A 20071-nucleotide genomic window follows, 5' to 3' on the forward strand; every position below is an offset into this window, starting at 1 on the left:
TGGTATGGCATTGGCACAGCAGATCACGTGGCGTGAGCGTTTAGAAGCGTATTATTATTTGTGTCGTTTCGATAAACCGATTGGCACAGAACTGGTATTTTGGCCAACGATGTGGGCTTTGTGGATTGCCAATCAGGGTATGCCATCTATCGGGATATTAATCCCTATGATTCTAGGCACAATTTTTATGCGCGCCGCAGGTTGTGCTATTAATGACTTTGCTGACCGTAAGGTAGATGGTCATGTAGAACGTACCAAAACACGTCCTTTAGCCACGGGTGTGATTAGTGCCAAAGAAGCTATTTATGTATTCTTAGGTTTGGTTGCACTTAGCGCAGCCATGTTGTTGTTCTTACCGATTGAAACGTTTTATTGGTCTTTTGGGGCATTGTTTTTAGCGTTTATTTATCCGTTTATGAAGCGTTACACCCATTTGCCGCAAGTGTTCTTAGGAGCGGCATTTTCATGGTCTATCCCCATGGCTTATACCGCTGTTGGTGCAACGCCTGATCTCACTTGCTGGTTATTGTATTTCGGCAATTTAGCATGGACTGTGGCGTATGACACCCAATACGCAATTACAGACCGTGAATATGATTTAAAAATTGGGGTGAAATCGACTGCAATTTTATTTGGTCGCTATGACATTCTAATTATTTCCTTATTGCAAGCGGCCAGTGTGCTTTTGATTGGTACGGCTTTGTGGTTAGAAAATTTACTGATTCCATTTGGTTTAGTGGCATTATTGGTGGTAGTGGCAGACTTTATATATCAATGGGGTAAAACCAAAGATAAAGACCCGCAACGCTGTTTTTGGGCATTTCGTCATAACCGTTGGGTAGGGCTGATTATTTTTTTAGGAATCGTATTGGCTTTAATGTAAATATTTCTGTGCGAAAAAAAACTGAGCAAAGTATCCAATGGTAGTGTGGTTAGGTGCTTTTTTGTTCGATCTCTGATCAATTTTTGCTGTTAAAAATTAAACTGAGCATTAGAACGTGCGTACTTATGCACAAAGCACAATCAGCATTATTCTGATATATTGAGCTTCATTTAGAAGTTTGAATTAGGAATAGATGATGTCACAGTCTGAACAGCAAAGTCCTGCAAAAAAGCCAAGCCTAAAAAAGATGATTTTCTTGGCAAGCTTAGGTTTGTTGATTCCTATCTTTTTGGTCAGCATGGCATTTTTAGCAGTCAATAGTGATGCTAAAAATCAGGAAAAATATAAACAACAACAGGCAGAAATTATTGCGCGTATTGAAGCGCGTGAAGCTGCAGAACAGCAAGCGAAGCTGGCGGGTCAGATACAAGCCGCTTCAGAAGCTACACCTTAATATCGAGTTGATGATTTCAGCTCAAATCTGATTGCAATTGTCTGATACTCGGAATTTCGGTGTATCGGACAACGCGATAACCCGCCTCGTGAAACATTGCGTCACGTTCTGCATCTTCTTGTTCTTTACCAATATGTGAGGTTTTCCTAATTTCATAAATTTAGTTGTCAAATAAAAACAGTCATTTCATATGAAATTACATAGTAGAAAAGAGAGCAAATTTAATGAATAAATTTCACTCATTAAAGTCTTAATTTTGATAGGCTTTGTGGCACATATACTCAAAAGCTAAATTTTCCCCAAGTTATCTAAATTTAAGTGACAACTTGGGTGTGTGGACGACCTAATTCCTTAAGCCTATTTAACACTGCCACACGTGCATGAATCATATTTACCTGACTAGGAAAACTTATTGCTGTTAATTTATTGCAATACATCTTGGTTTCCACCAAGATCCGATGATGATAGCCTGATCATTTTTTCTATAATGTTCTGCCTAGACTTTTAATTATTCGAAGTAATTCATTTCGCTCCTGAGAATGAAATTTTTTATCTTTCCTAATCTTCATCTTTTTCTAGGTGGAACCAATGCATGCGGCCGCTCCGCAATGACCTGGCGGCATTGTTTCATATCATATGCTCCGTCTGTATAGACGGAATCTATTTGCTCACCCAACGGAATTTGATTAAGTAAATATCCAAGGACTTGCGAATCACTCACGTTGTTGGTTGTAAGCTGAACTTTTTTTATTTGCAGGGTTTTAGCATCTATACCAATATGCAGTTTACGCCACTGGCGACGATATCCAGGTTGGTGTTTCTTATGTTTCCATTCTCCTTCATCTAAAAACTTTAGACCTGTTGAGTCAACGAGTAGATAAAGCCCACTACTGCTTTTTTGATAGCGAAATGCAATATCAATTTACTTTTTTCTTCTACAAATAGTGGAACAATCTGGAGCTGACCGATCTAGACCACACAGTTTAATGAGACTTTTAATAAAGCCAGTGGCCATATGTAAAGACAGACGAAATAAGGATTTAACCATTAAGCAAACTGGATAGCTGCATCAGAGTAAGTTTGATTTCGACCTTGTTTACTATTGGTTAGTGCATACCACTGAATCTTGGGATCAAACCAAATGGCAAAATTTTCGCGATTAATAAGAGCTCTGTTGTATGAAGACTAATTGGTTGTACGGTAAATTTTAGGTGTAGGCTTATGCATTTGAAAATTATATTGTGGAATAAGCCTTTAGAGATAGGTTTGTGCAACAATACCTCTTAAAATTGATAAATCTTCACTCAATGGAACTTCCCTTGTTCCAATCGCCAGTCACACAACCAAATACCTAGCCCATCATGCACCACACGTTCATATGATGACCACGTTATTACAGAACAGGTAGGCGTAATGCGGTTTTATATAGCCAAAGGCTATCAGCACTTGAACCATAGCCGTATCCATACTCGCACGCATGTCCATCGGCTGGGTAGAGAGCCAGATTTCATCAATACGGATCATGTCGCTATGGGAATAAGAATGAAAATTAATCGAATTGACCAATACTAAAACTAAACTAGTGCATTGAACAGCTTGTAATTAGTCATATAATATCCCAGTTAATGGATTGATATGTCTTAACCATGATTTTTGTCATCGTGGTAACTCTGGGCAACATGGCTTGCCGCCATAATATTTGAAATTGAACATTCAATAGATGTCCGCAAGCCATCGAAGAGTTGAACCTCGTTAGAGGTTTGAAGATAGTCCAATATATTTTCGCTCAAGAATTCTATAATTGCTTTGGGATTTCTGATTCTAAATTGGTCACTTTCAGCCAATTTGATGAGATGTGACAGGTCTGGAAATGCTTTACTACCCGCCAGTTTGAGTGCCATCTGATTATCAATTGATTCATAGATCAGGGTATGGGTAAGATCAAAGGGTGGTTAAACAAAAATGTTCTTCATATCTGAGGAATATTGCAAAGCAAAGTTTTTAAGATGTGCGTCGCCATTACCGATTAAACAGTTGAATACGATGTATTTATACATTTTTTCAACTTCAGCTACGCTACCCGTATATAGATAAGTTGCTTTCAGAAGAGTTTCATAGCTACTTGTATATTTTGCACATGGATCATTTGATTTTTTCATGAGCGTCGTAAAGTCTTCATAGCCTAGTTTTGTACCATCACTGGTTTTATCAAAACGTTCTACCACATAGGTTTCTAAATTTTCAGACAAGTAAGTCTTTGGTGGCTCAAGCCCACAATGCCGTGCAGCCTGCATACAGACAAACTCATTGACGGTAAGTAATGGAAATTCGGAATCAAAGGACTTAACAATCAAATCCCTTTGCTGAACTTTGTTATCCGATTGAACAGTATATGCATCCGGAATGCTTACCTTGGGCTGCATCCCAGCCAATGAAGTCCTGAGATAGTATTTTTCTAAGAGTTGTGGGAAAAGGGGCTCTTTACTACGATAGGATAGAATTTCACTTAAGTTCAAAGATTCTACCTCGGGAAAATTTAACTCACTTTTGTATGAGAGTATGCCGATGCCTTGATCACCTTGCAGTGCCAATAAGTACATGTCATTGACCTTGGTATATCTTGAAAGCTTTTCAACTATTAATCTACGATTGAACCCTTCAGGAATATTCTGCGCAAATATTGGATGGAGCGGGCCTGAAGAATAACCATCCATACGTTTCCGGGTCATGGTAAGTGACACATGCTGTTTTTCTTGTAATGGCTGATAATGGTGAACTGAACCATAGGTTAAGACACCTAATTCAGTTTGATTGGCACGCACCATGATATTGGTGATTTTTGCAGGAAGATTGGTTTGAGAATTCATTCATCCTCCTCAGCAAACATATTTTCAATCTCATCCCAATGGGGCAGGGAATGTTGCTTTGGAGATACATCAAACTGCAAACCAACCGCATCAAGTACACGTTCAAATATGTCAAATGAACCCGTAAAACGTCCATTCTCGATCTCAGAGATTGTAGTTTTATTGATTCGGATCAATTCGGATAGTTTTTGCTGTGTATAGCCAAGGTCTCTTCGTTCTATACGAACTTTTTTTCCAATTTCTACTCTACTCGCCATAGTAATTCGGCCACAATATGTTAGCTATATAGCTAATATAATATATTTAGTATATGAAGTTATCTAATTAGCTAACAAATTAACGTAATATTATTCTGCTTTTTGATTACTTAGATCTAAAAATAAAGTATTACAGAGATTAAATCATAGGAAGGAGGCAAGATGAGCTAGCATTTTGCCTCCGCCAGACCGAAGTCAAAGTTGCATCATGAACTATACTCATCTTATTCAAGAAGAAAGATATAAGATTCAAAACTTTTGTAAGTCTTTAATAAATCGTAGAACTTCTAACTTCTGCTCATTACTTAAAGTATGACTAACTTGTATTATTTCTGCCAATAAATCGTTTTCTACATAAAAATATGCTGTTGGTAAATCTAAAATTTCTGCAATTTTGGAAGCCATTAAAAAATCAGGAACATGTTTTCCACGTTCATACTGATTCATACGCGCACTAGCAGAAGATTCATCAATTCCAGCCAAGATCCCCAAGCGCTCTTGTGAAAGTTTTTTTGCTTTTCGCGCTATACGAAGTCGTAAGGCAAAAACATTTAAATTATGTGTTGGCATTAAACATAAGCACCCACCTTAAAACTAAGATTTTCTTAGTTTCAACTTGAGTTATTACTAAGGATTCCTTAGTATTGTGAAATCAAGAAGTCGACATTACATTGCCCGATGGTAACTTTTGAACAAGCTTGCCAGATCTGCGTTGATCTCAAGAGCCTATTTTTGATCCTCTACCAATTGTTAAAGTTATGATTCTATATACAGTTCAACACTAAGGTCATCAACTCTCTTTTGCTTTAATTGTGCTTATCCATGTCAAAATATACTCTACCTTTTTACAGTGATTTTTTTCACATTTTACTGAATCATGAAATCATCGAATGGCGAGCGAATGACTTTATAAAGGCTATTTTTAATGATAGACAATTTATTGAACTCTCTGAAAAGCAAAGTATTTATAGAGGCTTAAATATACTAGTAAAATGCAATTTTCTTTTAACAGTGAGAGACAAGGATAACCGTAATATTTTTAGATACAGCGAATCTTCTTATTTAAAATCCTATCGAAATGTTGAGAAAGTAAAGAAAGTCAAAGAAGCATTAATTGAGGAACAAAAGAGTTTGGAAAATGCACTCGAAAGACGTAAAATCGAAAAAGTTTTCATTGAAAATATCATTACTAAAAACCCAGATCTACAAGGTTTTTTCGACAAATATGAGAATGTTATATCTAAAGAGTTAAAGGAATTAGAAAATAAGAATAGTTTTATAGTGAATATTTTCAACGATATTGAAAATGATCAACATGAATCCTTCTAAAGAAGGAGAACTACAAGTTATATAATGCAGTAATTCACTGCCGCATAAACCCAACCAGAATTGGTTCGAATATATGCGAAGTCAGCAACCGACAAGTGATTTAGGATGATCTGCTCTAAAATTCCGTTTCACCAAGTCAGGTACACGTTTTTGTTCATCTCAGCTCGGCACTGTTGCAAATAGGCTGACATGATAAGCTAAATATCTTATTTATTTCGAGATACAGCAGATGAATCCCTTCCACGGTCGGCACTTTCAAGGTGAAATCATTCTTTGGGCTGTTCGTTGGTATTGTAAATATGGCATCAGCTATCGTGAACTTCAAGAAATGCTCGCTGAACGAGGTGTGAATGTTGACCACACCACAATTTATCGTTGGGTTCAGCGTTATGCTCCAGAAATGGAAAAACGCTTACGCTGGTATTGGCGTAATCCTACAGATTTACATTCATGGCATATGGATGAGACTTATATCAAAGTGAAGGGGCGATGGACTTACCTGTATCGTGCAGTTGATCAACGTGGTCATACGATTGACTTTTACCTTTCCGCTAGACGGAACAGTAAATCAGCCTATTGTTTTTTAGGAAAGATCTTCAATACGGTGAAAAAATGGCAAATTCCACGGGTCATCAATACAGATAAAGCAGCGACCTATGGCCATGCTTTATCACGGTTAAAGCGAGAAGGAAAATGTCCAGTAGATATTGAGCACAGGCAGATTAAGTATAAAAATAATGTCATTGAATGTGATCATGGTAAGTTAAAGCGGATCATCAGGGCCACATTAGGATTCAAATCTATGAAGACGGCTTATGCCACAATTAAAGGTATTGAAGTCATGCGTGCACTACGTAAAGGACAAGCATGGTCATTTTATTATGGTCAGCCTCAGGGTGAAGTGTGTCTAATCAACAGGGTTTTCGGTCTCTAAGCACTTTTAAAAAGGAACTTCATCGACTCAAATCTCTATTTGCAACAGTGCCCAGCAGAATGCGTATATTGAACGCTATAATCGGACCATACGTTATAGTTGGCTGAGCAAGCATTTATTTGATACTTTGGATGAAGTACAAGATTATGCAACAAACTGGTTGTGGCATTACAACCATGAAAGACCACATCAAGCTAACAAAGGAAAGCCACCTCTAATGGCTGCTTAACCTCTACTTTTAACTTCGGTTATTTATGGGAGGATTACCCTCTGATTTCAGGGGTATATTTTAATTTTGTCATCGGGGTAGTCTCTCAGAATATTGACTCTCCGACAAACCCGGTACGGTTCACTATCTATTGTTATTCTTACCTGAAATTGATGTGAGCTTATAGAGACAAGGTAAATTTGCAAAAGTGCCGGCTATTCAGTGTTCATTGAATGTTTAATTTAATTTATTAAGCTTGACCTTGGAGTGGCTCTAAGCCTTATACTTGGTACAAATTTTTCGATTGTTATGATGATGCGTTCTACTACATGGATTACAGTCTTGGTTGGATTGTTCATGTTCCAAAGCTTTTGGAATGTGGCGGCGGCCTTTTGTGTCCATGAACAACAGCCTCAATCACAGCAGAGTTATCATTTTGGTCATCACCAAAATACCTTGTGTGCCAGCGATAGTCGTCAACACGATCATAATGGACAGTCAGAAAACATAAAAACATTCAGTAGCGATTTAGAAATCGGTGAAGATCATCAAGATCATCTACCATCGATGACGCATTTGATTGTACAAAATGAAAAAGTAGATGTGTTTCATCCAAGCTCTGAAGTTAAAGTGAATCCACAATTTCATTGGAAAAACAGCTATCAGGCTCCTGACTTGTTTCAACAAAGCCCACCTCCCAAATTTTCCCCGCTCATGGTGGGGTAGCCTAAAACATTCCCACCACTTTTATTATTTAAATAAGTGGGAAAAATCATGTCTTCACAATCAATTATACTCTTGCGTCATAGCTTGGTTGCTTGTATATGTGCAGCGGCTATGCAATATAGCTATGCTGAAAACGTTACCAGCTTTGAATCCGCTTTAGCAAAAGTACAAAGTTACCAGACTCAAGACAAGCTGTGGCAACAAGTTCAGCAAATATCTGAATTGAATATTCAGCAAAGTCGGTTATGGCAGAATCCAAGTATAAGTTTAGAACAGTCTGGCTTTGGCTCAGGTCAAGAACAGGAATTCAATGTTGGCGTTAGTCAACCTCTAGATCTATTTGGTCAGCGTAAGCTGAACCGGGTGATTGCCAATACCTCGAATCAACAAATCCAATTGCAACAGCAATTATGGAAGGCACAAAGCCAACTGATTGTTAAATTTGCATGGTCGCAATTTGCACTTGCTGAGGTTGAGCAGTCTGCTTATTCAGTACAGTTAAAAACAAGTAAAGCCAATCTGGACAGTGCCCAGAAACGCTATCAGGCAGGCAGTATTGCCCTGGTTGATTTTGAGCGTACCCAAATTGAAGCGCTAGAAATCCAACGACTTTATCAGCAAGCGATGCTGAATAAACAAGCTGCCGGTCGTCAGCTGTCTAATTTGTGGGGGGGAGAAACATCTTCACATCTTCAATTGAATAAAACCGCTATCCCTTGGCCAGAGCAAAGTCTCCAAACTGTGCAACGGTATATTGCTGAAGGGTGGCTAGAAAAATTCTATGCCTTGAACATTCAGCAATCGGATCATCAAATTGAAAATTTAAGAATTCAGGCACGTCCCAATCCGACTTTAAATGTAGGCATGAAACGTAGCAAAACCCCTAATGAAAGCAACGATACGACTTTGGCAATCGGCGTGGCTATTCCACTGAATATTTTCAACCGCCAGCAATATGCGATCCCGATGGTCCAGCAACAGCAAATATTGCTGAACCAACAGCAGCAGCGTGAGCTGAAGCAACAAATACTCAATATTGCCAACAGCATGCATCAGCTCAAAGGTTTACGTAGCCAGTTCGATGCCACAACAGCACAAGTTACTTTGGCGACCAAAGTTCAGAGCCGTACTTTACAAGGGTTTCAGGCAGGGAAACTGTCCATTACCGACGTTCAGCAAGCAACCACCCAACTGCAGAATCTTCGATTGGGTCAATTACAAATTCTACGTCAAGCTTGGCAAACTGCCCTCGCAGCTGAGGCACTCAGTATTGGCACAAGTTATGAAGAAATTAGCCGTTCGGATGCCTATACACAACTGAATAAAAAGGCAGTCGAAGCATCGCAAAATTTAATCAATGGGGGAGCACGATAAAATGAACGCCAAGCAAAACGGAAAAATATCCCAGTCTCTCATGATTGCAATTTTGATTCTGATTACGGTCTTGGTCAGTCTGGTTATTTGGTTAAGTTCAAAAAAAACTGAATCTGAGGGGCATGGTCATGATGAGGGAAATGCCGAACATTCTGATGAAGATAGTTCTGAAGAAGGACATGCTGAAGAAGGCGAAATACAACTGACCAGCCAACAAATGGTTGAACAAGGTTTAAAAGTTGCTGTTGCATCCACAGGATTGGTTGAAAAGCTGACAACCCTGCCAGGTAAATTGGTGGTGAATACCGATCAACAAGCGCATATATCGCCTAATTTTAGTGGTCATGTCGAGCAGGTCAATGTGGCTTTAGGACAGAGCGTGCAAAAAGGACAAACGCTGGCTGTACTAATCGTGCCTGAACTGATCGACCAACAGGCAAATCTGCGTATGGCACAGGTGAATCTGGATTTGGCCCGTAAAGATTACCAGCGCGAACAGCAACTCTGGTCACAGGGGATTTCTGCCAAACAGGATTACCAGCGTGCCGAAAATGCCTACCGTCAAGCGCAGATTACTGTCCAGTCCTCACAAGCACGTTTAAATGCATTAGGTGCAAGTGGCAATAACAATGGGCGTTTTCTGATTAAAGCACCGATCTCTGGGGTGATCAGTCAAAAAGATATTGTGGTCGGTGAAAATGTGCAACTGGCTAATCAGCTCTTTGTCATTGAACAGCTGAAAGATTTATGGCTTGAGTTTAATTTGCCGAATCAATTCTCAGGTCAACTGCAAGCCGGGCAAAAAATTGACTTTAAAGTGAATGATTCAGATCAAATCTATAAAGCTACTGTACAAAGCCTAACCTCTCAGGCAGATGTACAAACAGGGCGTCTGGTGGTGCGCGCAAAACTCGATGCGCAAGCTACTGAGTTGCGTTCTAATGTGTTAGTGAGAGTGTTGATTCCGGAAGCTACAGCAAAATCAGCCCTTCGGATTCAAAAGTCTGCGCTGCAAAGTATTGAAGGTGAAGACAGTATTTTCATCGTAGATTCAGAACAAAAAGGTCAAGTCCACTTAAAAGCACAGAAAGTGCAATTGGGGCAGGCTTCAAGTGATGGACAATGGCTTGAAGTGATTTCTGGGCTGACTGAAGGGCAGAAGTATATCGCTCAAGGCAGTTTCTTGTTGAAATCTGAATTAGAAAAAGACGAGGCAGGCCATGAACATTAATTCTGATCTGCCAAAACCAGAAGGTTTATTCGAACGAATCATTCAGTTTTCCATACAAAATGCGATTTGGGTGTTGCTCTTTGTCTGTACCTGGATTGCGGTCGGGGTGTATAGCTATCAGAAACTCCCGATTGATGCTGTACCCGATATTACCAATACCCAAGTCCAGATTAATACTCAAGCCAAGGGTTTTACTGCGCTTGAAGTCGAACAGCGGATTACCTATCCCATTGAAAATGCCATGGCTGGCATTCCGGATCTGGAGCTTACCCGTTCCATATCCCGTTATGGACTCTCTCAAGTCACCATTGTCTTTAAAGATGGGACTGATATTTATTGGGCCCGTCAGCAGATTAACCAACGGATACAGGAGGCGCAATCTGAGTTGCCTGCACAAATCGCACCGACGATGTCCCCCGTTTCTACGGGTCTCGGTGAGATTTATCAATGGGTACTGAAGGCAGATCCGAATGCGAAAAAGCCGGATGGAACTGCATACACGCCGATGGATTTGCGTGAGATTCAGGACTGGATTGTGCGTCCTCAACTGCAACGTGTTAAGGGAGTTGCAGAGGTCAACAGTATTGGTGGTTTTGAAAAAACCTATGTGGTCTCTCCCGATTTAAACCGGATGCAGCAACTGAATATCTCATTAGAACAACTGCAACAGGCTTTAGCGCAAAATAATGAGAACCGAGGTGCAGGTTATATTGAAGACAATGGTCAGCAACTGACGGTACGTGTACCGGGTGCATTCAATGGGCTTTCTGATATTGAGAACACCATGCTGGGTAGCCCAAATGGCAGCCCAATTCGGGTTGGTGATATTGCGCAAGTCTCTATTGGGCATGATTTAAGAACCGGTGGGGCAACCTATAACGGCAAAGAAACCGTTTTAGGGGTTGCCATGATGGCGATGGGTGGAAATAGCCGGACTGTTTCTAAAGCTGTGGATGCCAAGCTTCAAGATATTCAGAATAGTTTGCCTAAAGGGGTAGTGATTGAAACGGTGTACGACCGTACTACCTTGGTTGAGAAGGCGATTAAAACCGTTCAGAAAAACTTGGTAGAGGGAGCAATCCTGGTCATCATCATTCTGTTCCTGTTTTTAGGGAATATCCGTGCTGCCTTGATTACTGCCTGTGTCATTCCACTCTCTATGCTGTTTACCTTAACCGGGATGGCACAGAAAAATATCAGTGCCAATCTGATGAGTTTAGGTGCACTCGATTTCGGCATCATTGTCGATGGTGCTGTGGTGATTGTCGAAAACTGTATCCGGCGTTTAGCCCATACACAGCAACTGTTAAAACGACCTCTCACACAAAGTGAACGCTTTAAGGAAGTTTTTCTGGCTGCCCGCCAAGCACGTCGTCCTCTTATTTTTGGTCAGCTTATTATTTTGGTGGTGTATTTGCCGATTTTTGCTTTAAGTGGTGTGGAAGCAAAAATGTTCCATCCGATGGCATTGACAGTGGTACTCGCCCTTGTTGCAGCCATTATTTTATCGATCACCTTTGTGCCTGCTGCTGTGGCATTGTGGGTCAAAGGCGATATTCAAGAAAAAGAAAGTCGTTGGATGTTATGGCTAAAAGCTAAATATCAGCAAACTCTTGATATTTCGTATCAATACAAAGCAGTTGTGCTGACTTTTGCACTGTGTGTATTAGTGATTACGGGATTTATCAGTACCAAACTCGGCAGTGAATTTGCACCACAGCTCAGTGAAGGAGACTTTGCGGTACAACAGTTACGTTCACCAAGTACAGGCTTAGTAGAGTCTTTACGTATTCAGGAGAATACTGAAAAACTTCTTTTAAAGAGTTTCCCTGAAATTAAGGCAGTATTTGCCAGAACGGGTACAGCCGAGGTTGCAACAGATGTCATGCCACCCAATATTTCAGATGGCTATATCATGTTAAAGCCTCGTTCAGAATGGCCAAATCCTAAAGAAAGTTTAGATGAATTACGTGGCCGTATGGTGACGTATTTAGCCACGATTCCAGGCAATAATAGTGAATTTTCACAACCGATTGAACTCCGATTTAATGAATTGATCTCAGGTGTGCGTAGTGATGTTGGTGTGAAAATCTTCGGTGATGATATGAATGTCCTCAATACTGAGGCGACTAAAATCTCCAAAATCATTCAGCAAATATCGGGTAGCAGTGCCGTGAAAGTTGAGCAGACCTCAGGTTTGCCATTACTGAATGTCGAGGTAAATAAAACTTTGGCTGCACAATATGGTTTGAGTGTGCGTTCAATTCAAGACCTTGTGGCAACCAGTATTGGTGGACAAAGCGTGGGAGAGATTTTAGAAGGCGATCGTCGTTTTGATTTTGTTATCCGTCTTGGAGAGCAAGACCGTAGTGTCGCATCTGTTTCCCAGTTACCTATTCAGCTTCCAAATGGTGGCAGTATTTTATTGTCGGATGTCGCGCAAGTCTCGACCATTGAAGGAATCAACCAAGTCAGTCGAGAAAATGGTAAACGCCGAGTTGTGGTTACAACGAATGTTGAAGGGCGTGATTTAGGGTCTTTTGTTTCTGATGTACAGACACAGCTCAAAGCATACACTTTGCCAAGTGGTTATTGGATAGAATATGGCGGTCAGTTTGAAAATTTGGCTTCAGCCAAAGCACGGATGCAAATCGTGATTCCACTGGCTTTAATCACTATCTTTATTTTACTGATGGCGGTCTTTCACAATGTCAAAGAAAGTCTATTGGTCTTTACCGGGGTACCCTTTGCCTTGACCGGTGGTGTGCTGTTCCTTTGGCTAAGGGATATTCCATTATCGATGTCAGCTGGAATTGGCTTTATTGCCTTATCTGGTGTTGCAGTCCTCAATGGACTGGTAATGCTGACCTTTATTAAGGAATTAAGGGACAAATATCCAGTGCATAAAGCCGTGTGGCAAGGGGCTATTTTGCGCTTAAGACCAGTGTTGATGACAGCTTGTGTGGCTTCACTGGGTTTTGTACCAATGGCGCTGGCAACCGGAACAGGGGCTGAGGTTCAACGGCCACTGGCAACCGTAGTGATTGGCGGGATTATCTCTTCAACATTACTAACTTTGGTGCTGTTACCCGTGCTTTATCGTTGGATGAATGAAAAGAAAGTTTCTTAATCCAATAGATTAGTCGATTTACAGCAGAGATATTGGCTGTTATCCAATATCTCTGCTCATCATAAATAGAATAAGGAAAATATTTTATGTCAGAACATCATGATCATAGCCATGCGGTTGTTACTGAAGAAAATAGTAAGAAGTTAATGGTTGCCTTAGGTTTAACGACTACTTTTTTAATAGTAGAAGTTGTCGCTGCTTTTATTACCCAAAGTTTGGCTTTGTTATCTGATGCAGCTCATATGTTTACTGATGTAGCCGCTTTAGCTATTGCTCTTGCCGCTATCAAAATTGGTAAAAAAGCCGCAGATGATAAAAGAACTTTTGGCTATCAGCGATTTGAAATTTTAGCGGCTCTGTTTAATGCGGTGATGCTTTTTGTGGTAGCAATATATATTGTATATGAAGCTTATCAACGTTTTACGAACCCTGCTGAAATTCAAAGTGTTGAAATGATGATTGTCGCGGTCATTGGTTTGGTCGTAAATTTGATTTCAATGAAAATCCTTTCTGCTAGTGCTGAAGGAAGTCTAAATATAAAAGGTGCATATTTAGAAGTTCTTAGTGATGCTCTAGGATCGATAGGCGTGATTATCGGAGGAATAGTTATTTATTTTACCCAGTGGATGTGGGTTGATACCGTAATCGCTGTGTTAATTGGCTTCTGGGTCTTACCTCGAACTTGGATTTTATTAAAACAAAGTATTAATATTCTGCTTGAAGGGGTTCCTGATGAGATTGATATTGAGTCGTTAAGAAATGATTTATTGATGCTAGAGGGTGTTGAAGGGATTCATCAGTTGAAAGTCTGGGCTATATCTTCAAAAAACATTCATTTAACTGCTCATTTAGTTGCTCCTAATAGCAATCCAGATCAGCTCTATCAAAAGGCCTTAGACGTTCTAAAACATAATCATAGTATTACTGAAATTACGTTACAAATAGAAAGTACGGAATGTAATACATTGAACCAACATAAACACTAATTTGGACTTTAGTCTTCATATAGATGTTTTGTGTAACTTTAAAGTATACTCTATAGTTACATAAATTTAGATATTAAAAACTTCTCTCCGATAAACCCAGTACGGTTCAATGATAAGATTAACCCGTTAGGTCAGGTGGCCTAACTTAAATAAAAAAGTCTCCGACAAACCCGGTACGGTTCAAAATCATTCCAGTCTAGTATTGGCTGTAGAAAAAGATTCTTCTGTTGCCTTATTCGAATTTTTAAAGACTTTACCTCTCTCTAGTGTATCCAGTCTGGTTGCTACCCTCCTGATCTTCCTGTTTTTTGTTACTTCGGCTGATTCAGGAGCCTTGATCACAGATTACCTTACGGCTAAAACGGAGCACTCCCCTGTTTGGCAACGTTTGTTCTGGACAGCTGTGATTGCTGTTCTTTCTATTATCTTGCTGATCGTTGGTGGTTTAAGTGCCTTGCAATCTGCAGTGATCATGAGTGCCTTGCCTTTTACTTTCATTATGCTGTTATTGTGCTGGGGGTTAATCAAGGCACTACGTTTAGATGTCTTAAAAGTACAGGCCCTACAAAGTGCTAGGATCACACCACGAGCTATACAAAACCCAAGAAGCTGGCAACAGCGTCTAGGTTTAATTATGCATTACCCACATTCTAAAGCCGAAGTAACAGCCTATATTCATCAGAATGTTCATCAGGCTTTTCAGAACATAAAACATGAATTTCAGCGCCGGAATCTGGATGTTTCAATCCGTGAGGTTGATGGGGGGCTATTACTGAAAGTAGATCATCAAAATGAAATCAACTTCATCTATCAAGTCGTGGCTACTGAAACACGAGCTCCGAGTTTTATGCTCGATGACGAAAGTAGCCTCTCTCTGAAATATTACAAAGCGGAAGTTTTTCTAAAAGAAGGGGGGAAAAACTACAATGTCATGGAATGGACACAAGAAGATTTACTCCAGGACATTATTGATCAATACGAACGCCACTTGTATTTTTTAAATGTAGTCCGTAATTAAACAATCTACATAGCAGTTCAAATTAACAAGTATTAGTTTGAACTGCTATCTTTTTGATTAACAATATCTTGATTTACCAAAAAATCTAATAGTACAGCATCCGTCTTCATTCTAACCTTGAACCAATTTTCAATGCGAATTTGATCTTCACTCGATAGTGGTTCAGATGTTCTCACACTAAGTTGCAGTATTTGCTTTTGATTGGGATCAGTCGGTAAATCAATGCCTTGTCCTAGAAAAATAGAGCTTACAGTGGGATGCTGTGCACGTAGCTCTGCAAAAACATCATTTGCATTGGCAAATAAAGCATTTTTCACCCTTAATTCTTGCTGTAATTGTTTTACCTGTTCATCCTTTTGGCGCAGGGCTTCTTGTCCATTCAGATACAAATCACTCAATACCCCAGATTTTAAGGCAGTCACATCAACCTTATCATCATTGGTTTGATGCACAATAATTTTAGTTCCTTCGAGATTTGCAACAGCAAGTCTCCCTTCAATATTCTGCAACGTCGCCTGACTTAAGGGCAAACCGACTAAAGCCAACTCAATGGTCCGTGTCTTGCTATCAATTTTTGAACTGGCGACTTGTGTTTCTTTAAAGGTAAATTCTTGTGTAATGAATTTGTTGGCAGTTGATTTAAAAACTTCTTCATTAACTAATTTAGTCGCCAGATAGGCACTTGGAATTGCGGTCACCATTGCGATCATCAGCAAAGATATTTTTACACGTCTTTCTACTTTTTCGTCAGCAAAACTATGTGGCTTTAACCTTAAAATCCGGATACCGATAATAGTTGCCAAACTGATGAACACACAATTAATGGTATATAAATACAGTGCACCACCAACAAAGCTCCACTGTCCAGTTGCAATACCAAATCCAGCAGTACAGACAGGTGGCATCAATGCTGTAGCAATCGCCACCCCTGGAATAACATTTGATTTTTCTTCTCGAGTGATCCCAATGATTCCTGCCAATCCACCAAATAATGCGATGAGCACATCCCAAACGGTTGGGCTAGTTCGTGATAAAAGTTCAGATTGTGCATTATCGAGGGGTGATATCGAGAAATATAGAGTGGATACGACCAAGCTGATCAGTGTTGCAATACCTAGGTTGAAGAGTGCCCGTTTTACCAGTTTAAAGTCATAAACTGCTACACCCAGCCCCACCCCCATGATCGGTCCCATAAGTGGAGAAATTAGCATTGCTCCAATAACCACGGCTGTTGAATTGATATTTAATCCGACTGATGCAATAAAAATAGCGAATATTAAAATCCAGGGAATGGCTCCTGATAGCTCAATCCCATCACGAATACGACGCTCGATTTCATCATCTTCTGCCTTATCTGCCAGCAGACTAAAGCGATGGCGTGCACGTCTTAATCTACTTGTATAATTAAAGGAGGAGTTGTGTTTATTAGAGGTGTTGGTCAATTTAACATCCTACTTTTTATCCATCTGTGGAAAGACTGATGTGTGCTGAATTAGCAGGAGACTTTCACTTGGGAGATTCTAGGCAGCTAACCGATAAAAGTCTTCTGCCATTTGATTTGGTGTCTTAAAATCCAAGCCTTTTTGAATTCTTCGCTGATTATAAAATAACTCTATATATTTTGTAATATCCGCTTTGGCTTCTTCCCTTGTTTTGTAGTTGCGATGATGGACTAGTGCATTTGAAGCCATGTTAAGCTCCTATGATTAACATTGTTAATCACACTATATTCTTAGATGAAGAAAAGTTCAATTCGTATAACAGCCATTATGTTAAATTGTAGTAAGAACTTTAATGCGATAGAGCAGAATGTATATGCAAAATAAGCTTGATAACATTATTCAAGAATTAAAAGAACTATCTGGGAATAGTCGTCTAAACATAGAACTACCTGATGATATTTTCATATCTGCTTATGAACGAAAAATAGGTTTTATTTTTCCAAAAGATTATAAAAAAGTTTTGAAAGAGATTAGCAATATCTTTTATGGAACAATTGAATTAGCGTCTCTTACAGATGAGAAAGAATGCTATCGAGGGCTATCTCAGATATTAAATGATGCTAGGGAGCAAGGTCTGCCAGAAGATTGGCTACCTATTTGTGAAGATAATGGTAGTTATTATTGCCTATCTCCTAATCATAAAATTAGATATTGGACAGCAGATGGATATAGCGATGAGCAGTGGGAAGATTTAGCAGATTGGATCAAGCAAGTTTGGATAGATGGAAATTAAGAATCTCTAAAATTAACATAATACACCTTATACGAAATGCGTTATAATTCTCTTTAGAAATCAATGCTGTAGTTTCTAGTTGATAGCCCATCTTCCCCAAGGTGGGCTTTTTTTATGATTTTTCACGTTCCACGCTTATTATTTAATCAAAAGACCTCTTGCGAAAGTATAGTTTATCTAATTTTTGAATTGGCTAAAACCTCATAAAATATAGCTTTTGGCTGCTTAAAATTTGACTAACGCAAGAATTCTAAAGTTTCTCAACTTTGATTAGCTCAAATAAATACCATTTCTCTTTTTCTAGGTCTCTTTAAATCACGAATTATGTAACTATAGAGTATACCCTAAAGTTACAATCTGAAAGTTCATGAAATTATGTATCATTTAAATGATTTTTAATCATAAGTAACATGTAACTTTAGTGTTAAAGAATTATAATTTACGAAATTGTTCATTTTTATCCAATTGGGGCGTGAAAAAGTGAAAGGCCAAAAAGTAGGGTATGTCCGGGTAAGTTCTGTCGAGCAAAACACTGGACGTCAACTTGAAGGAATTGAGGTCGACCGGATTTTTGTTGACCGTGCTTCAGGTAAAAATACTGACCGACCTAAATTTCAGGAAATGTTGAACTATGTCCGGGAAGGGGACAGGGTGATTGTACATTCAATGGATCGTTTTGCGCGAAGCCTAAAAGATTTGGTCACTGAAGTAGATAAACTGGTCAAACGAGGGATCGCCATCCAGTTTGTAAAAGAAAATATTACTTTTACAGCCGAATCCACCCCGATGGATAATTTGATGCTGCAATTGATGGGTGCTTTTGCACAGTTCGAACGTGAGATCATTTTAGAGCGGCAAAAGGAAGGAATAAAACTCGCCTCTGCTCAGGGGAAGTACAAAGGTCGGGTGCATAAACTAAAGCCTGACCAAGCTGAAGCTTTACGACAAGCATGGAAGGAGGGGAAGTATCCATCGAAAATGGCATTAGGGAAAGCTTTTGGGATTAGTCGTCAGGCGGTATACCGATATTTACAAGTTAGTGAATAGCTTATTGGGATTAGCAACTAAATTTAGTTTAACTTATAAAAATCATGAAACACTGTTCGAATTTTAAGCGTGGAACATGAATAATCAATAAAAAGCCGCTCTGGTGCCCTATATTCCAGAACGGCTTGCTTTAATATAATGATATTTAAAGAGAAATATCAAGCATTTCGTATAAGGTGTATTATGTTAATTTTAGATTTTTTAAAAAATTAGGGCATCCATGAATCCTTTAGAATTCTACTGTTTAATATTGAAAAATATGGATAAAAACCTGGCTAAGAAACTAGGTAAAATTGAGAAAAAATATACTAATGTTCCATTTAAAAATGATGAAATAGCTAAAGTTAAAATTAAATCCGAATTTGCTTCAGAAATGGGGTTTTTCGTACTTAATTCAGCAACTTCTTTAGCTGTAGATGAAGAAAACTATAATTTTGCATACTGCTTAAAAATCTTAGAACTATATCCAATTAAGAATAACGATTTTTTTATTGGAATGAGCATATAAAGCTATTTTCAGAATTAGAAAAAAATAATTTTTTATATGAAGATGTCTGCAAACTACATGATTTTCTGGTAAATAACTTTAGCTTTAACGGTGATTTAAAGAATATTATTAGTCATGAGATGCTTAGAAATTCTGGCGTCAATATACTGCTAATTTTAATTCACTTAGATCATTTAATTTCTAAGAAGTGGGGATTCCAATCAATCTCACTAAACCAAGCATTAAAGTTTAAGTTTAAAAATAAACGACCATACTTCCCATCAAAAACTTTTACAGATTTTCTTTTATTTATCTTAAAGATAAATGCAAAGTTTGAAGCAACAAAAGGACATAAAGTCGAGATTCTGAAGACTATTCCTCCAACTAATGGTTTTGAGCAATGGTTAGATCCTTCTCTCGAAGATGAACAAATTAAAGAATTTATACAACTAATTAAAAAAGTTAGAGAAAACAGAAGACTATGCTACTTGAATGAAGTCTATGAGTTCCTAGGTCTACCTTATGGTGAGTTTAAAAATGATGAAATTTATGAACAAGTCTCAGAAGAGAATTATTTATTCCTGAAAAATGAACTTCCAGAAGATAAGTGGTTTGAAAGTATTAATGCCATAGCTGGCCTATGGTTAATATATTTTTGGCAAGACTTTTATTATAAACATTTTCAAAAACAGCCAGCGTTTCTACGTTAGCTACATCAGAAGATTTTATCGTGATATGGGAAGCCTTCCTGAAGAAATATCCTTCAGAAGGCCAATATCTTTGGCCTTCTGAATTGATATTACAAGATAAATAAATTTTTATTTACGAGGTGGATTATTGTCTCGGCCACCACCTGATGGATTTCCAGTAGTACTAGGCCAACCTGCTGTGCTCATAGTTTTCAT

At 38.8% G+C, this 20071-nt stretch carries 16 protein-coding genes and 7 pseudogenes; 15 read left to right on the forward strand and 8 right to left on the reverse strand.

The features are described 5' to 3' along the window. Positions 1–4: 4 nt before the first annotated feature. Entirely contained in the window at positions 5–883 is an 879-nt protein-coding gene (ubiA, locus tag LZP46_RS04445) for a 4-hydroxybenzoate octaprenyltransferase (RefSeq protein ID WP_236094806.1), read from the forward strand. Positions 884–1079: 196 nt separating this feature from the next. Continuing rightward, a complete protein-coding gene (locus tag LZP46_RS04450; RefSeq protein WP_236094807.1) occupies positions 1080–1337 on the forward strand; it encodes a hypothetical protein in 258 nt (85 codons plus the stop codon). A 16-nt stretch (positions 1338–1353) separates the two neighbouring features. Here the strand turns inward: LZP46_RS04450 and LZP46_RS16350 are convergent. From LZP46_RS16350 to LZP46_RS04475, 5 genes and pseudogenes are all read right to left on the reverse strand, one after another. Next, positions 1354–1476 (reverse strand): annotated as a pseudogene (locus LZP46_RS16350) (DUF2726 domain-containing protein); the annotation flags it as partial. Between the two features lie 175 nt (positions 1477–1651). Continuing rightward, positions 1652–2564: pseudogene (locus LZP46_RS04455) on the reverse strand (IS5 family transposase). A gap of 413 nt (positions 2565–2977) precedes the next feature. Further along, positions 2978–4204, reverse strand: a pseudogene (locus LZP46_RS04465) (type II toxin-antitoxin system HipA family toxin). Then, on the reverse strand, positions 4201–4461 hold the full coding sequence (locus LZP46_RS04470; protein WP_004695714.1) for a helix-turn-helix domain-containing protein: 261 nt from the start codon (positions 4459–4461) through the stop codon (positions 4201–4203). Before LZP46_RS04470 ends, LZP46_RS04465 begins: the two are co-directional and overlap by 4 nt. A 249-nt stretch (positions 4462–4710) precedes the next feature. Next, entirely contained in the window at positions 4711–5031 is a 321-nt protein-coding gene (locus LZP46_RS04475) for a helix-turn-helix domain-containing protein (RefSeq protein WP_004695717.1), read from the reverse strand. A gap of 252 nt (positions 5032–5283) precedes the next feature. Here LZP46_RS04475 and LZP46_RS04480 point away from each other — a divergent pair, with 252 nt between their 5' ends. Beyond that, entirely contained in the window at positions 5284–5790 is a 507-nt protein-coding gene (locus LZP46_RS04480) for a hypothetical protein (protein ID WP_004695718.1), read from the forward strand. Positions 5791–5828: 38 nt separating this feature from the next. Here the strand turns inward: LZP46_RS04480 and LZP46_RS04485 are convergent. After that, positions 5829–5949, reverse strand: a pseudogene (locus LZP46_RS04485) (IS3-like element ISMxa1 family transposase); the annotation flags it as partial. Between the two features lie 70 nt (positions 5950–6019). Between LZP46_RS04485 and LZP46_RS04490 the strand changes: the two are divergent. The 8 genes and pseudogenes from LZP46_RS04490 to LZP46_RS04525 form a co-directional block, all read left to right on the forward strand. Further along, positions 6020–6724, forward strand: a complete 705-nt coding sequence (locus LZP46_RS04490) for an IS6-like element IS1008 family transposase (RefSeq protein WP_004733335.1) — start codon at positions 6020–6022, stop codon at positions 6722–6724. A gap of 52 nt (positions 6725–6776) precedes the next feature. Continuing rightward, positions 6777–6953: pseudogene (locus LZP46_RS04495) on the forward strand (integrase core domain-containing protein); the annotation flags it as partial. Positions 6954–7289: 336 nt separating this feature from the next. Beyond that, on the forward strand, positions 7290–7658 hold the full coding sequence (locus LZP46_RS04500) for a cation efflux protein, CzcI-like (RefSeq protein WP_035269733.1): 369 nt from the start codon (positions 7290–7292) through the stop codon (positions 7656–7658). Positions 7659–7706: 48 nt separating this feature from the next. Further along, a complete protein-coding gene (locus LZP46_RS04505) occupies positions 7707–9032 on the forward strand; it encodes a TolC family protein (protein WP_035269736.1) in 1326 nt (441 codons plus the stop codon). Between the two features lies 1 nt (position 9033). Further along, a complete protein-coding gene (locus tag LZP46_RS04510; RefSeq protein WP_016658777.1) occupies positions 9034–10263 on the forward strand; it encodes an efflux RND transporter periplasmic adaptor subunit in 1230 nt (409 codons plus the stop codon). Further along, on the forward strand, positions 10253–13393 hold the full coding sequence (locus tag LZP46_RS04515) for an efflux RND transporter permease subunit (protein WP_236094810.1): 3141 nt from the start codon (positions 10253–10255) through the stop codon (positions 13391–13393). The genes LZP46_RS04510 and LZP46_RS04515 overlap by 11 nt, the downstream gene beginning before the upstream one ends. 86 nt (positions 13394–13479) lie before the next feature. Then, positions 13480–14379: a cation diffusion facilitator family transporter gene (locus tag LZP46_RS04520; RefSeq protein WP_236094811.1), complete on the forward strand. Its 900-nt coding sequence runs from the start codon at positions 13480–13482 to the stop codon at positions 14377–14379. Positions 14380–14560: 181 nt separating this feature from the next. Further along, positions 14561–15397 (forward strand): annotated as a pseudogene (locus LZP46_RS04525) (BCCT family transporter); the annotation flags it as partial. 32 nt (positions 15398–15429) lie between these two features. On the opposite strand, the gene LZP46_RS04530 reads toward LZP46_RS04525, so the two are convergent. Both LZP46_RS04530 and LZP46_RS04535 read right to left on the reverse strand, forming a co-directional pair. Continuing rightward, a complete protein-coding gene (locus LZP46_RS04530; protein WP_004871243.1) occupies positions 15430–16839 on the reverse strand; it encodes a TIGR00341 family protein in 1410 nt (469 codons plus the stop codon). Positions 16840–16917: 78 nt separating this feature from the next. Continuing rightward, positions 16918–17079: pseudogene (locus tag LZP46_RS04535) on the reverse strand (IS3 family transposase); the annotation flags it as partial. A gap of 133 nt (positions 17080–17212) precedes the next feature. Between LZP46_RS04535 and LZP46_RS04540 the strand changes: the two are divergent. The 4 genes from LZP46_RS04540 (at position 17213) to LZP46_RS04555 (ending at position 19876) form a co-directional block, all read left to right on the forward strand. Continuing rightward, the gene (locus LZP46_RS04540; protein ID WP_001180106.1) at positions 17213–17632 is read left to right on the forward strand and encodes an SMI1/KNR4 family protein; all 420 of its coding nucleotides are present in this window, start codon (positions 17213–17215) and stop codon (positions 17630–17632) included. A gap of 480 nt (positions 17633–18112) precedes the next feature. Beyond that, a complete protein-coding gene (locus LZP46_RS04545) occupies positions 18113–18679 on the forward strand; it encodes a recombinase family protein (protein ID WP_236095172.1) in 567 nt (188 codons plus the stop codon). A 220-nt stretch (positions 18680–18899) separates the two neighbouring features. Continuing rightward, positions 18900–19187, forward strand: coding sequence for a hypothetical protein (locus LZP46_RS04550; protein ID WP_178319641.1), 288 nt, complete (start codon positions 18900–18902; stop codon positions 19185–19187). A 119-nt stretch (positions 19188–19306) separates the two neighbouring features. After that, positions 19307–19876: a hypothetical protein gene (locus LZP46_RS04555; protein WP_178319642.1), complete on the forward strand. Its 570-nt coding sequence runs from the start codon at positions 19307–19309 to the stop codon at positions 19874–19876. Positions 19877–20071 lie beyond the last annotated feature (195 nt).

Origin of the sequence: Acinetobacter sp. SCLZS86, assembly GCF_021560715.1 — a bacterium.
Lineage (GTDB): Bacteria > Pseudomonadota > Gammaproteobacteria > Pseudomonadales > Moraxellaceae > Acinetobacter > Acinetobacter towneri_A.

Excerpts from the sequence above, each read along its gene's own strand:
- ubiA (WP_236094806.1), top strand. The coding sequence starts at position 5 with ATGGCATTGGCACAGCAGATCACGTGGCGTGAGCGTTTAGAAGCGTAT.
- LZP46_RS04450 (WP_236094807.1), top strand. The coding sequence starts at position 1,080 with ATGTCACAGTCTGAACAGCAAAGTCCTGCAAAAAAGCCAAGCCTAAAA.
- LZP46_RS04470 (WP_004695714.1), bottom strand. The coding sequence starts at position 4,461 with ATGGCGAGTAGAGTAGAAATTGGAAAAAAAGTTCGTATAGAACGAAGA.
- LZP46_RS04475 (WP_004695717.1), bottom strand. The coding sequence starts at position 5,031 with ATGCCAACACATAATTTAAATGTTTTTGCCTTACGACTTCGTATAGCG.
- LZP46_RS04480 (WP_004695718.1), top strand. The coding sequence starts at position 5,284 with ATGTCAAAATATACTCTACCTTTTTACAGTGATTTTTTTCACATTTTA.
- LZP46_RS04490 (WP_004733335.1), top strand. The coding sequence starts at position 6,020 with ATGAATCCCTTCCACGGTCGGCACTTTCAAGGTGAAATCATTCTTTGG.
- LZP46_RS04500 (WP_035269733.1), top strand. The coding sequence starts at position 7,290 with ATGTTCCAAAGCTTTTGGAATGTGGCGGCGGCCTTTTGTGTCCATGAA.
- LZP46_RS04505 (WP_035269736.1), top strand. The coding sequence starts at position 7,707 with ATGTCTTCACAATCAATTATACTCTTGCGTCATAGCTTGGTTGCTTGT.
- LZP46_RS04510 (WP_016658777.1), top strand. The coding sequence starts at position 9,034 with ATGAACGCCAAGCAAAACGGAAAAATATCCCAGTCTCTCATGATTGCA.
- LZP46_RS04515 (WP_236094810.1), top strand. The coding sequence starts at position 10,253 with ATGAACATTAATTCTGATCTGCCAAAACCAGAAGGTTTATTCGAACGA.
- LZP46_RS04520 (WP_236094811.1), top strand. The coding sequence starts at position 13,480 with ATGTCAGAACATCATGATCATAGCCATGCGGTTGTTACTGAAGAAAAT.
- LZP46_RS04540 (WP_001180106.1), top strand. The coding sequence starts at position 17,213 with ATGCAAAATAAGCTTGATAACATTATTCAAGAATTAAAAGAACTATCT.
- LZP46_RS04550 (WP_178319641.1), top strand. The coding sequence starts at position 18,900 with ATGAATCCTTTAGAATTCTACTGTTTAATATTGAAAAATATGGATAAA.
- LZP46_RS04555 (WP_178319642.1), top strand. The coding sequence starts at position 19,307 with ATGCTTAGAAATTCTGGCGTCAATATACTGCTAATTTTAATTCACTTA.